The organism is Pseudomonas sp. MPB23 (assembly GCF_046605395.1).
In the GTDB taxonomy this organism is placed as follows: Bacteria; Pseudomonadota; Gammaproteobacteria; order Pseudomonadales; family Pseudomonadaceae; genus Aquipseudomonas.
The window spans coordinates 305,208-319,304 of record NZ_CP176771.1; the positions used below are offsets into that span (position 1 = coordinate 305,208).

Below are 14,097 nucleotides of genomic sequence, written 5' to 3' on the forward strand. Positions count from 1 at the left end.
CCATGAGGATAAGAAAATGGCGACGACCACCCTTGGGGTCAAACTCGACGACCCGACCCGCGAACGCCTGAAGGCGGCCGCGACCTCCATTGATCGCACGCCGCACTGGCTGATCAAGCAGGCGATTTTCAATTACCTGGAGAAACTCGAGGGTGGTGCAACCCTGGCCGAGCTCAACGGCTTGAGCAGCAAGGAAGCCGATGACGCCGGCGAGGTCCAGGCCGACCACGCCCACCAGTGCTTCCTGGAGTTCGCCGAGAGCATCCTGCCGCAATCCGTACTGCGCGCTTCCATCACCGCTGCTTACCGTCGCCCTGAGCCGGAAGTGGTACCGATGCTGATCGAACAGGCACGCCTGCCGGCCGAGATGGCCGAAGCCACCAACAAGCTCGCCGCCTCGATTGCCGAAAAGCTGCGTAACCAGAAGAGCGCCGGCGGCCGTGCCGGTATTGTTCAGGGGCTGCTGCAGGAATTTTCCCTGTCGTCCCAGGAAGGCGTGGCGCTGATGTGCCTGGCCGAAGCGCTGCTGCGCATCCCCGACAAAGGCACCCGCGACGCCCTGATCCGCGACAAGATCAGCACCGGCAACTGGCAGCCACACTTGGGCAACAGCCCGTCGCTGTTCGTCAACGCCGCCACCTGGGGCCTGTTGCTGACCGGCAAACTGGTCGCCACCCACAACGAAACCGGCCTGACCTCGTCCCTGAGCCGCATCATCGGCAAAAGCGGCGAGCCGATGATCCGCAAGGGCGTCGACATGGCCATGCGCCTGATGGGCGAGCAGTTCGTCACCGGCGAAACCATCGCCGAAGCCCTGGCCAACGCGAGCAAGTTCGAAGCCAAGGGTTTCCGCTATTCCTACGACATGCTCGGTGAAGCCGCCCTCACCGAACACGACGCGCAGAAGTACCTGGCCTCGTACGAACAAGCCATTCACTCCATCGGCAAAGCCTCCAACGGCCGTGGGATTTATGAAGGCCCGGGTATTTCCATCAAACTGTCGGCCCTGCACCCGCGTTACAGCCGCGCCCAGTACGAGCGCGTGATGGACGAGCTGTACCCGCGCCTGTTGTCCCTGACCCTGCTGGCCAAGCAATACGACATCGGCTTGAACATCGACGCCGAAGAGGCCGATCGCCTGGAGCTGTCCCTGGACCTGCTCGAACGCCTGTGCTTCGAGCCGCAACTGACCGGCTGGAACGGCATCGGTTTCGTGATCCAGGCCTACCAGAAACGTTGCCCGTATGTGATCGACTACGTCATCGACCTGGCGCGCCGCAGCCGCCATCGCCTGATGATCCGCCTGGTGAAAGGCGCGTACTGGGACAGCGAAATCAAACGCGCCCAGGTCGACGGCCTGGAAGGCTACCCGGTGTATACCCGCAAGGTGTACACCGACGTTTCCTACATCGCCTGTGCACGCAAACTGCTGTCGGTGCCGGAAGCCATCTACCCGCAATTCGCCACGCACAACGCCCACACCCTGTCGGCCATCTACCATATCGCCGGTCAGAACTATTACCCCGGCCAGTACGAATTCCAATGCCTGCACGGCATGGGCGAACCGCTGTACGAGCAGGTCGTCGGCAAAGTGGCCGAAGGCAAGTTGAACCGTCCGTGCCGCGTGTACGCGCCGGTCGGTACTCACGAAACACTGCTGGCCTACCTGGTCCGTCGACTGCTGGAAAACGGCGCCAACACCTCGTTCGTCAACCGCATTGCCGACCAGTCCATCTCGATCCAGGAGCTGGTGGCCGATCCAGTGGCCAGCATCGAGCAGATGGCGACGCTGGAAGGCGGCTTCGGCCTGCCACACCCGCGTATCCCGCTGCCGCGCGACCTGTATGGCAGCGACCGCGCCAACTCGGCCGGTATCGACCTGGCCAACGAACACCGCCTGGCCTCGCTGTCCTGCGCGCTGCTGGCGACCGCCCACAACCACTGGAAAGCCGCGCCAATGCTCGGTTGCGCCGCCAGCCAACAAGCAGCGCAACCGGTACTCAACCCCTCCGACCTGCGTGATGTGGTCGGCCATGTACAGGAAGCCACCGTCGAAGACGTCGACAACGCCATCCAGTGCGCGATCAACGCCGGCCCGATCTGGCAGGCCACCCCGCCCGCCGAGCGCGCCGCGATCCTGGAACGCGCCGCCGATCTGATGGAAGGCGAGATCCAGCCATTGATGGGCCTGCTGGCCCGCGAAGCCGGCAAGACCTTCGCCAATGCCATCGCCGAAGTGCGCGAAGCCGTGGACTTCCTGCGTTACTACGCGGTGCAGGCCCGCAACGATTTCACCAACGACGCCCACCGCCCGTTGGGCCCGGTGGTGTGTATCAGCCCGTGGAACTTCCCGCTGGCGATTTTCAGTGGCCAGGTCGCCGCGGCACTGGCTGCCGGCAACCCGGTATTGGCCAAGCCTGCGGAGCAAACCCCGCTGGTGGCTGCCCAAGCCGTACGCATCCTGCTCGAAGCCGGTATTCCGCAAGGCGTGCTGCAACTGCTGCCGGGCCAGGGCGAAAGCGTCGGTGCGCGGCTGGTCGGCGATGATCGTGTCAAAGGCGTGATGTTCACCGGTTCCACCGAAGTCGCGCGCCTGCTGCAACGCAGCGTCGCCGGGCGCCTGGATGCCCAGGGCCGTCCGATCCCGCTGATCGCCGAAACCGGCGGTCAGAACGCCATGATCGTCGACTCCTCGGCGCTGACCGAACAAGTGGTCATCGACGTGGTGTCCTCCGCGTTCGACAGCGCCGGCCAACGTTGCTCGGCCCTGCGTGTGTTGTGCCTGCAGGAAGATTCGGCAGACCGCGTCATCGAAATGCTCAAGGGCGCCATGGCTGAATGCCGTCTCGGCAACCCGGAGCGCCTGTCGGTGGACATCGGCCCGGTGATCGACGCCGAAGCCAAGGCCGGCATCGACAAACACATCCAGGCCATGCGCGACAAAGGCCGCACGGTTTACCAGGTAGCGATTGCCGACGGCGACGAGATCAAGCGCGGCACCTTCGTGATGCCGACCCTGATCGAACTGGACAGCTTCGACGAATTGCAACGGGAGATCTTCGGCCCGGTGCTGCACGTGGTGCGTTACAAGCGCAAGGAGATCGACCAGCTCATCGCGCAAATCAATGCGTCCGGCTACGGCCTGACCCTGGGCGTGCACACGCGCATCGACGAGACGATCGCCAAGGTGATCGACAACGTCCACGCCGGTAACGTTTACGTGAACCGCAACATCGTCGGTGCCGTGGTCGGCGTGCAGCCCTTCGGCGGCGAAGGCCTGTCGGGTACTGGCCCGAAAGCCGGTGGCCCGCTGTACCTGTATCGCCTGCTGTCGACACGTCCTACCGATGCGATCGAGCAATCCTTCGTACGCGGCGATGCGTTGTCCGCACCGGACGTGCGCCTGCGCGATGCCATGAGCCAACCGTTGACGGCCCTGAAAACCTGGGCCGACAGCCATCAGTTCAGCGGCCTGAGCGCGCTGTGCACGCAGTTCGCCGCGCAGTCGCAAAGTGGTATCACCCGCCAACTGGCCGGCCCGACCGGCGAGCGCAACAGCTACGCCATCCTGCCCCGCGAGCACGTGCTGTGCCTGGCGGACGTAGAGGGCGATCTGTTGACTCAACTGGCGGCGGTGCTTGCCGTCGGCGGTTCGGCGGTATGGCCGGAAACCGACCTGACCAAAGCCTTGTTCCCACGTCTGCCGCGAGACATTCAGGCGAAGATCAAGCGCGTGGCCGACTGGACCAAAGACGAGGTGGTCTTCGACGCGGTCCTGCACCACGGCGATTCCGACCAACTGCGCGCGGTTTGCCAGCAAGTGGCCCAGCGCAGCGGGGCGATTGTCGGGGTGCAGGGTCTGTCCCAGGGCGAAACGGCGATTGCGCTGGAACGCCTGGTGATCGAACGGGCCTTGAGCGTCAACACCGCTGCGGCGGGCGGTAACGCCAGCCTGATGACCATCGGCTGACGGATTGTGGGAGGGGGCTTGCTCCCGATAGCGGTGTTTCAGTCGGTATATAAGTGACTGACACGCTGCTATCGGGAGCAAGCCCCCTCCCACATTGACCTTCTGCTCCTCCATCACCCAGATCAATCTTGCTATCCAGCCTCTATTCGCCCACTTAGACTCAGGCCCATTCCCACAAAGGTGAGCCGCCATGTCCGAGACGCTACTCAGTTCCCGCAATCTGGCTTTCGAGCTGTACGAAGTCCTCGATGCCGAGGGCCTGACCCAGCGCGAGCGGTTTGCCGAGCACAACCGCGAGACCTTCGATGCCGCCATCAGCACCGCGCGCAGCATCGCGGAAAAACACTTCGCGCCCCACAACCGCAAGAATGACGAAAACGAACCGCGCTATGAGGACGGTAAGGCAATTCTGATTCCGGAAGTGAAACCGGCGGTGGACGCCTTCCTCGAAGCCGGCTTCCTGAATGCCGCGCGCAGTTTCGACGCGGGCGGCATGCAGTTGCCGACGTTGCTGTCCCAGGCCTGCTTCGCACACTTCCAATCCGCCAACGCCGCGTCAACGTCCTACCCGTTCCTGACCATGGGCGCCGCCAACCTGATCGAAAGCTTCGGCACCGAAGAGCAGAAACAACGCTTCCTGCAGCCGATGATCGAGGGGCGTTTCTTCGGCACCATGGCCCTGACCGAACCCCACGCGGGCTCTTCCCTGTCGGATATTCGTACCCGCGCCGAACCGGCGGCTGACGGCAGTTATCGGCTCAAGGGCAACAAGATCTTCATCTCCGGCGGCGATCACCCGCTGTCGGAAAACATCGTGCACATGGTGCTGGCCAAGCTGCCGGACGCGCCGGCCGGGGTGAAGGGCATTTCGCTGTTTATCGTGCCCAAATTCCTGGTCAACGACGACGGCAGCCTGGGCGAGCGCAACGATGTGCTGCTGGCCGGGTTGTTTCACAAGATGGGCTGGCGCGGCACCACGTCCACAGCGCTGAATTTCGGCGATAACGGCCACTGCGTCGGCTATCTGGTGGGTAAGCCGCACCAGGGCCTGAGCTGCATGTTCCAGATGATGAACGAGGCACGCATCGGCGTTGGCATGGGCGCGGTCATGCTCGGTTACGCCGGCTACCTGTATTCGCTGGAGTACGCCCGCGAACGTCCGCAAGGCCGCCTGCCCGACAGCAAAGACCCGAGCACCGCGCCGGTCTCAATCATCCAGCACGCCGACATCAAGCGCATGCTGCTGACGCAAAAGGCTTATGTGGAAGGCGCCTTCGACCTTGGCCTGTACGCCGCGCGGCTGTTCGATGACACCACGACGCTGGAATCCGAAACCGAGCGCAAACAAGCCCACGAACTGCTCGACCTGCTGACCCCCATCGTCAAATCCTGGCCATCGGAGTTCTGCCTCAAGGCCAACGAACTGGCGATCCAGATCCTCGGCGGCCACGGCTACACCCGCGAATACCCGGTGGAGCAGTATTACCGCGACAACCGCCTGAACCCGATCCACGAAGGCACTCACGGCATCCAGTCCCTGGACCTGCTGGGGCGCAAGCTGGCGCAGAACGGCGGCGCGGGCCTCAAACAATTGATTCGGTTGATCGCCAACACCGGCGCGCGGGCCCATGAATACGCCTCGTTGACCGCCTTGAGGGAACCGCTGGAACAGTTGGTGGCACGCCTGCAAAGCGTGACCATGGGTCTGCTGATCGATCTCGCCCAGGGCAAGGTCAACAGCAGCCTGGCGAACTCGGCGCTGTACCTGAAGGTATTCGGGCACACGGTGATTGGCTGGCGCTGGCTGGAACAGGCGATTCGCGCCGAAGAAGGCTTGGCCAAGGGCAATGCGGCGGATGTGGCCTTCTATAAAGGCAAGCTCCAGGCCGCCCGGTACTTCCTGACCTGGGAAGTACCGAGCTGCCATCATGAACTGGCGATTCTCGAGGCACGCGATGATACGTGCCTGGGCATGCAGGATGAGTGGTTCTAACCCCTGGGCAATCAGGGCGTCCCGATGGCCTTGGAAATCACCTCGACCGTGGCGCTGACTTGCTCTTGGTAACGGTCGAGTTCCTGCTGGTGCGCCTGCTGCAGTTCGATCTGCTCGGCGCACAGGTTCAGCGCGGCCAGCACCAATAATTTGTCACCGATCAGGGTCGGGTACTTTTTCTTGGTGGTGGCAAGGGACGCCTTGAGCATGGTCACGGCGTGCATCAGGGTTTTGTCTTCCCCGGCCGGCGCCTTGATCGAGTAATCCTCTCCGAGAATCGAAACGACCTTTATCCCTTCACTCATGCGCTGACAGGCCCTGCGCTCACACGCTCAACCAGCGCCTGGATACGCGCGGCGGTGGCGCCATTCTTTTCTTCCTGCTCCATCAGGTTCAGTTGCAGGCTGTCGTTCTCATCCTTGGCGCGGGCCAGTTCGGCCTTGAGCGCTTCGTTGCTGCCCAGCAGTTCCTGGTTCTGCTGTACCAGGTCGCTGACCAGTTGTTCCAATTGGCTGAGGGAGGCTTCTAACATTTTGATTTCTCGGGTTTTTCAAAGGGCGGTGACGATAAAGAAAATTCACCTCGCAAGCCAGGGTTATCCCTGGCACGCAGCTCGTTTTTTAAGGGCCGGGCCACGCGTTCGAGCCTTAGTGACTGCATTTCCCCCATCTGGTTCCTGAATTCGCCCAACCCCTCGTCAGATACGAAAAAAACCACAGCCATCGAAGGCCCCACCGGCATAAGCTTTTTGACAGCACGCCAATTCAACAGGTTAGAATCGCTGGCACGCAGACTGCATGGTCAGTTTGCGCCTCGCCTTATTTTTTGCTCATGGAGTACTGCCTTTGAATGCGACGACCATCAACAGCCTGTTCTTGATCGGCGCGTTGCTGGTAAGTGCGAGCATTCTGGTGAGTTCCCTTTCGTCCCGCCTGGGCATCCCGATCCTGGTGATCATCCTGGCCGTGGGCATGGTCGCCGGCGTCGACGGCGGCGGCATCATCTTCGACAACTACCCGACCGCCTACCTGGTGGGCAACCTCGCCCTGGCCGTGATCCTGCTCGACGGCGGCCTGCGCACACGGGTGGCGAGTTTCCGCGTGGCGCTGTGGCCGGCATTGTCGCTGGCCACGGTGGGGGTGTTGATTACCACCGGCCTCACCGGCATGGCCGCAGCCTGGCTGTTCAACCTCAATATCATCCAGGGCCTGTTGATCGGCGCGATTGTCGGCTCCACCGACGCCGCCGCGGTGTTCTCGCTGCTCGGCGGCAAGGGCCTCAACGAACGGGTCAGCGCCAGCCTGGAAATCGAATCCGGCAGCAACGACCCGATGGCGGTGTTCCTCACCGTCACCCTGATCGACATGCTCGCCAGCGGCGAAACCGGCCTGCACTGGAACCTGCTGATGCACCTGGTGCGCGAGTTCGGCATCGGCGGCCTGGTCGGCCTGTGCGGTGGCTGGCTGATGCTGCAGATGGTCAACCGCATCAACCTGGCCACCGGCCTGTACCCGATCCTGGTGATCGCCGGCGGCCTGTTCGTCTTCGCGCTCACCAACGCCCTGCACGGCAGCGGCTTCCTCGCCGTGTACCTGTGCGGCCTGGTGATCGGCAACCGACCGGTGCGCAGCCGCCACGGCATTCTGCATATGCTCGACGGCATGGCCTGGCTCGCCCAGATCGGCATGTTCCTGGTGCTGGGGCTGTTGGTCACGCCCCATGACCTGCTGCCGATCGCACTGCCGGCCCTGGCCCTGGCGCTGTGGATGATCCTGTTCGCGCGGCCGCTGTCGGTGATGGTCGGCCTACTGCCGTTCAAGGCGTTCCACGGCCGCGAAAAAGCCTTTATCGCCTGGGTCGGCCTGCGCGGCGCGGTGCCGATCATTCTGGCGGTGTTCCCGCTGATGGCCGGCCTGCCCCATGCGCAACTGTATTTCAACTTGGCGTTCTTTATCGTGCTGGTGTCGCTGCTGGTGCAGGGCACCAGCCTGCCGTGGGTCGCCAAGCTGCTGAAAGTGACCGTACCGCCGGACCCCGCGCCGATTTCCCGGGCGGCCCTGGAAGTGCACGTCACCAGCGAGTGGGAGCTGTTCGTCTACCGCCTGGGCGCAGAAAAATGGTGCATCGGCGCGGCCCTGCGCGAGCTGAAAATGCCCGAGGGCACACGCATCGCCGCCCTGTTCCGTGGCCAGCAATTGCTCCACCCGTCGGGTAGTACGGTGTTGGAAGTCGGCGACCTGCTCTGCGTGATCGGCCACGAACACAACCTGCCGGCCCTGGGCAAACTGTTCAGCCAGGCGCCGCAACGCGGCTTGGATCTGCGCTTCTTCGGCGACTTCGTCCTCGAGGGCGACGCCCAACTGGGCGCGGTTTCCGCCCTGTACGGCCTGAAGCTGGAAGGTATCGACCCGGACATGCCACTGAGCCGCTTCATCACCCAGAAAGTCGGCGGCGCGCCGGTGGTGGGCGACCAGGTGGAGTGGAACAACACCATCTGGACCGTCGCGGTCATGGACGGGAACAAGATCGGCAAAGTCGGCGTCAGATTCCCCGAAGGAAGTCGCCCGGGCCCCGGACTCTTCCTCTAAACTGCGGGGCGACAACGCCCCGATTCTTCACCTTGCTCGACCGGTCTCTATGCCAACCCTGCGCACTTTTCTCGCCACTGCCCTGCTGGGCCTGACCCTTTGTGTCGGCAGCGTACACGCCGCCGAGCCGCCCAGCGCCGACGCCATCCAGCAAACCCTGGACAAGCTGCCCGACCGCAAGCTGCCCGACGCCGACATGAAGGCGCTGCAGTCGATCCTGCAACAGACCCTGACCTACCTGGGCAACAAGCAGGATTACGAGCAGCGCCTCACCGACCTCAAGCGCCAGTTGGAAGACGCGCCGCGCCAGACCACCGAGAACCAGCGCGAGCTGACCCGGCTCAAGGCTACCAAGGTCATCCCGGTAGCCCAACGCTACGCCACCTTGCCGGTGCCGCAACTCGAGCAACTGCTGGTGCAGCGCACCACCCAGCAAGGCGACCTGCAAAAAGACCTGGCCGACGCCAACAGCCTGACCATCGCCGCCCAGACCCGCCCCGAGCGCGCCCAGACCGAAATCAGCAGCAGCCAGACGCGCATCCAGCAGATCAACGCAACCCTCAAGGCCGGCAAGGACAATGGCAAAACCCTCAGCGCCGACCAGCGCAACCAGTTGAACGCCGAACTGGCGTCGCTCAATGCACTGATCCCGCTGCGCCGCCAGGAACTGGCCGGTAACAGCCAACTGCAAGACCTGGGCAACAGCCAGCACGACCTGGTGGTGGAAAAGACCGCGCGCCTGGAACAAGAGATCCAGGACCTGCAAACCCTGATCAACCAGAAACGCCTGGCCCAGTCCCAGCAGACCGTGACCCAGCAGTCCATCGAAGCGCAGAAAGCCGGCGGCAGCAGCCTCCTGGCCACGGAAAGCGCGGCCAACCTGAAGCTCTCCGACTACCTGCTCAAAAGCACCGACCGCCTCAACGACCTGACCCAGAAAAACCTGCAGACCAAGCAGCAACTGGACACCGTGACCCAGAGCGATGCGGCGCTGGACGAACAGATCAACGTGCTCAAGGGCAGCCTGCTGCTCTCCAAGATCCTCTATAAGCAAAAACAGGCGTTGCCACGCCTGACCGTGGACCGCGACCTGGCGGACGACATCGCCAACATTCGCCTGTACCAGTTCGAGGTCAACCAGCAGCGCGAGCTGATCAGTTCCCCCAGCACCTATGTGGATAACCTGCTCGCCAACCAGCCACCGGAAGATGTCACCCCGCAACTGCGCCGGACCTTGCTGGAACTGGCGATCACCCGCAGCGACCTGCTCGAACGCCTGAGCCGTGAGCTGAGCGCGCTGCTGAACGAATCCATCACCCTGCAACTGAACCAGAAGCAACTGCTGAGCACCGCGACGACGCTGCGCGCGACCCTCGATGAGCAAATGTTCTGGATTCCCAGCAACAAGCCCCTGGACACCGAGTGGCTGGAGACCATTCCGGCGCACCTGAGCAAGCAAGTCGCTACCCTGCCCTGGGCTTCCAGTATCAGCGAGCTGTACGACGGCCTGACCCAGCGCCCGCTGCTGTTCCTGCCATTGTTGCTGTTGATCGGCGCCCTGCTGTGGCGGCGCAACGCCCTGTACGCGCGGCTGAAAAAGGTCCACCTGGACATCGGCCACTTCAAGCGCGACAGCCAGTGGCACACCCCCCAGGCGATCCTGGTGAACATCCTGCTGGCCATGCCGGTGGCGCTGGGCCTGGCGCTGTGCGGCTACGCGCTGCAGATCGACGCCCGTGGACAGAACGCCAACCTTGGCGCGGCCCTGCTGCAGATCGCCCAGGCCTGGCTGGTGTTCTACACCGCGTACCGCATCCTCGCGCCGGGCGGCGTGGCCGAGTTGCACTTCCGCTGGGAGAAACCCCAGGTCGAATTCCTCCAGGACTGGGTACGCAAGCTCGGGCTGGTGGTGCTGGCTCTGGTGGCCGTGGTGGCGATTGCCGAGCACCAACCGGCGGCGCTGGCCGACGACGTGCTGGGCATCGGCGTGGTGCTGCTGTGCTACGCGCTGATGACCTGGCTGCTGGGCCGTCTGCTGATGCACAGCCCGACCCACGAAAAAGCCTCGCTGTTTCGTAAAGCCATGGGCCTGGTGTTTACCGCCCTGCCCATCGCCCTGTTTATCGCCGTGTGCTTTGGCTACTACTACACCGCGCTCAAGCTCAGCGACCGGCTGATCAACACCCTGTACCTGCTGATGTTGTGGCTGGTGATCGAAGCCACTTTCGTGCGCGGCCTGGGTGTCGCCGCACGGCGCCTGGCCTACGCCCGCGCCCTGGCCAAACGCCAGGCCGCCAAGGAAGCCGGTGAAGGCGAAGTGGTGATCGAAGAACCGACCCTGGACATCGAGCAAGTCAACGACCAGTCCATGCGCCTGATCCGCCTGGCCTTGCTCGGCGGTTTTATCGCCGCGCTGTACTGGGTCTGGTCCGACCTGATCTCGGTATTTTCCTACCTGGACAACGTCACCCTCTACGAATACACCAGCGGCACCGGCGCCAATGTCAGCATGGTGCCCATCAGCATCGGCGACCTGCTCGGCGCGCTGATCATCATCGGCATCACCTTCGCCCTGGCGCGTAACCTGCCCGGATTGCTCGAAGTGCTGGTGCTGTCCAAGCTGGAACTGGCCCAGGGCAGCGCCTATGCCACCACCACGCTGCTGTCTTATGTGATTGCCGGCGTGGGCTTCGTGTCGACCCTGTCCACCCTCGGCGTGAGCTGGGACAAACTGCAATGGCTGGTGGCCGCGCTGTCGGTGGGGCTGGGCTTCGGCATGCAGGAGATCTTCGCCAACTTCATCTCCGGCATCATGATCCTGTTCGAGCGCCCGGTACGCATCGGCGACACCATCACCATCGGCAACCTGTCGGGCACGGTGAGCAAGATCCGCATCCGCGCCACCACCATCACCGACTTCGACCGCAAGGACATCATTGTCCCGAACAAGACGTTCATCACCGGGCAACTGATCAACTGGTCGCTGACCGACACCATCACCCGCGTCACCCTCAAGCTGGGCGTGGACTACGGCTCCGACCTGGATCTGGTGAAGGAATTGTTGCTCAAGGCCGCGCGGGAAAACCCACGGGTGCTGAAGGATCCGGAACCCCACGTGTACTTCCTCAACTTCGGCGAAAGCACCCTCGACCACGAACTGCGCATGCACGTGCGTGACCTGGGCGACCGCAACCCGGTGATCGACGAAGTGAACCGCTTTATCAACCGCGAGTTCAAGAACCACCACATCAACATCTCGTTCCGGCAGATGGAGGTGTACCTCAAGAACCTCCACGGCCAGGAATACAAACTGGTGGAAGTCGACACCCCCGCCAAGCCCGCCAACGACGGCGGCGTGCAAGAACCACCGCCGAGCAAACTCGACTAAACGCCTTATCCCCAGCAGAATGCTCGGACATTCTGCTGGAGATGGCCGGTGAAAGCCCTCGACGAACTGACCTTCGACAACCGCTTCGCACGCCTGGGCGACGCGTTCTCAACCCACGTCCTGCCCGAGCCCCTCGACGAGCCACGCCTGGTGGTGGCGAGCCCCGCCGCCATGGCCCTGCTCGACCTCGACCCGGCGCTGGCCGAGACGCCTGTGTTCGCCGAACTGTTCGGCGGCCACACGCTGTGGGCCGAAGCCGAGCCGCGGGCGATGGTGTATTCCGGGCATCAATTCGGTGGCTACACCCCGCAATTGGGCGACGGCCGCGGGTTGTTGCTGGGCGAGGTGTATAACGCCGCCGGCGAGCACTGGGACCTGCACCTCAAGGGCGCCGGGCAGACGCCGTACTCGCGCATGGGCGATGGGCGCGCGGTGCTGCGTTCTTCGATTCGTGAATTCCTGGCCTCGGAAGCGCTACACGCGTTGGGCATCCCCAGCAGCCGCGCACTCTGCGTGATCGGCTCGAACACCCCGGTGTGGCGCGAGAAACAGGAACGCGGCGCGATGGTGCTGCGCCTGGCCAACAGCCATATCCGCTTCGGCCATTTCGAATACTTCTACTACACCAAGAAGCCCGAACAGCAGGCCGAACTGGCCGAGCATGTGTTGAAGCTGCACTACCCCGAATGCCGCGAACAACCCGAGCCGTATCTGGCGATGTTCCGCGAAATCGTCGAGCGCAACGCCGAAATGATCGCCAAATGGCAGGCGTATGGCTTTTGCCATGGGGTGATGAACACCGACAACATGTCGATCCTGGGCATCACCTTCGACTTCGGGCCCTTTGCGTTTCTCGACGACTTCGACGCGCACTTCATCTGCAACCATTCCGATCACGAAGGGCGTTACTCGTTCAGCAATCAAGTGCCCATCGGCCAGTGGAACCTCAGCGCGCTGGCCCAGGCACTCACACCGTTTATCAGCGTCGATGCCTTGAAAGAAGCCCTTGGCCTGTACCTGCCGCTGTATCAGGCCCACTACCTGGACCTAATGCGCCGCCGACTGGGGCTGACCACCGCCGAAGACGATGACCAGGCGCTGGTGGAACGCTTGCTCAAACTGATGCAGAACAGTGGCGTGGATTACACGCTGTTCTTCCGCCGCCTGGGGGACGAGCCGGCGGCGCTGGCCGTGACGCGCCTGCGCGATGATTTTGTCGACAGGGCCGGGTTCGATGCCTGGGCCGAGGTGTACACCGCCCGCATTGCCCGGGATGGCGATGACACCGAAACACAGCGCCGTGCGCGGATGCACGCGGTGAACCCGCTGTACATCCTGCGCAACTACCTCGCACAAAACGCCATCACCGCCGCCGAGTCAGGCGATTACAGCGAAGTGCGACGGCTGCACGAGGTGCTTTCCAAGCCGTTCGAGGAACAAGCGGGGATGGAGCAATACGCCCAGCGGCCGCCGGATTGGGGCAAGCATCTGGAGATCAGTTGTTCTTCGTAGAGTCGGCTAGATGAACGTCTCCACGTCAACACCACTGACGATGGGCATCGGACGATGCTCGTGATCGTAGGCTTCGATCCTGTCACTGAGAATATCCACCAGACTCATAAGCGGATTTGAAAACAGAACACGCTCCCACGCCTTGATAAACCCCAGACCGGACTCCAAATAGGATCTATTGGCCAGTCTCAAAGGAGCGCCACCATGTCCAGCCCTCTTGTCATTCCCTGCCCGCACTGCAACGGCCTCAATCGCATCCCCGGCGAACGCCTGGCTGATGCGCCCAAGTGCGGGCGTTGCAAGCAACCGGTGTTACTGAGCAAGCCTTTCGAGCTGAAACAAGGCGACTACGCCAGCCAGATCAAGGGCGACCTGCCGTTGCTGGTGGATGTGTGGGCCGATTGGTGCGGGCCATGCAAGTCGTTTGCGCCGGTATTCGAACAGGCGGCGGGACAGCTCACGGGCAAGTGCCGGTTGGCCAAGCTGGACAGCGAGGCCAATCAGCAGTTGTCGGCGCAGTTGGGGATTCGTTCGATCCCCAGTTTGATTCTGTTCAAAAACGGCCGCGAAGTGGCGCGCCAGAGCGGAGCATTTCCCTTGCCGCAGCTGATGAGCTGGTTGCGCAGCCAAGGGGTGTAACCCGCAG

8 protein-coding genes and 1 pseudogene are annotated in these 14,097 nt (G+C 63.0%); 6 read left to right on the forward strand and 3 right to left on the reverse strand.

Annotation, left to right across the window (positions count from 1 at the left end; translation table 11 throughout):
- The first annotated feature begins 16 nt into the window (after positions 1-16).
- Together putA and ACLH0J_RS01295 are read left to right on the forward strand one after the other, a co-directional pair.
- Positions 17-3,970, forward strand: coding sequence for a trifunctional transcriptional regulator/proline dehydrogenase/L-glutamate gamma-semialdehyde dehydrogenase (gene putA / locus ACLH0J_RS01290; protein ID WP_411390562.1), 3,954 nt, complete (start codon positions 17-19; stop codon positions 3,968-3,970).
- Positions 3,971-4,160: 190 nt separating this feature from the next.
- Positions 4,161-5,963: an acyl-CoA dehydrogenase gene (locus ACLH0J_RS01295; protein ID WP_411390563.1), complete on the forward strand. Its 1,803-nt coding sequence runs from the start codon at positions 4,161-4,163 to the stop codon at positions 5,961-5,963.
- An 11-nt stretch (positions 5,964-5,974) separates the two neighbouring features.
- Here the strand turns inward: ACLH0J_RS01295 and ACLH0J_RS01300 are convergent, their stop codons facing one another.
- A complete protein-coding gene (locus ACLH0J_RS01300) occupies positions 5,975-6,268 on the reverse strand; it encodes a cell division protein ZapA (protein ID WP_411390564.1) in 294 nt (97 codons plus the stop codon).
- Complete coding sequence (locus tag ACLH0J_RS01305) at positions 6,265-6,495, reverse strand: hypothetical protein (RefSeq protein ID WP_411390565.1); 231 nt, start codon at positions 6,493-6,495, stop codon at positions 6,265-6,267. Before ACLH0J_RS01305 ends, ACLH0J_RS01300 begins: the two co-directional genes overlap by 4 nt.
- Positions 6,496-6,808: 313 nt before the next feature.
- On the opposite strand from ACLH0J_RS01305, the gene ACLH0J_RS01310 reads away from it, so the two are divergent.
- Genes ACLH0J_RS01310 through selO form a run of 3 tightly spaced genes read left to right on the forward strand, consistent with a single transcriptional unit; the run spans position 6,809 to position 13,451 of the window.
- Complete coding sequence (locus tag ACLH0J_RS01310) at positions 6,809-8,551, forward strand: potassium/proton antiporter (protein ID WP_411390566.1); 1,743 nt, start codon at positions 6,809-6,811, stop codon at positions 8,549-8,551.
- Between the two features lie 49 nt (positions 8,552-8,600).
- Positions 8,601-11,939: a mechanosensitive channel MscK gene (mscK, locus tag ACLH0J_RS01315; protein ID WP_411390567.1), complete on the forward strand. Its 3,339-nt coding sequence runs from the start codon at positions 8,601-8,603 to the stop codon at positions 11,937-11,939.
- 48 nt (positions 11,940-11,987) lie between these two features.
- A complete protein-coding gene (gene selO / locus ACLH0J_RS01320) occupies positions 11,988-13,451 on the forward strand; it encodes a protein adenylyltransferase SelO (protein WP_411390568.1) in 1,464 nt (487 codons plus the stop codon).
- 21 nt (positions 13,452-13,472) lie between these two features.
- On the opposite strand, the pseudogene ACLH0J_RS01325 reads toward selO, so the two are convergent.
- Positions 13,473-13,571, reverse strand: a pseudogene (locus ACLH0J_RS01325) (transcriptional regulator); the annotation flags it as partial.
- Between the two features lie 84 nt (positions 13,572-13,655).
- Here ACLH0J_RS01325 and trxC point away from each other — a divergent pair.
- Positions 13,656-14,090: a thioredoxin TrxC gene (gene trxC / locus ACLH0J_RS01330; protein WP_411390569.1), complete on the forward strand. Its 435-nt coding sequence runs from the start codon at positions 13,656-13,658 to the stop codon at positions 14,088-14,090.
- The last annotated feature ends 7 nt before the right edge of the window (positions 14,091-14,097 follow it).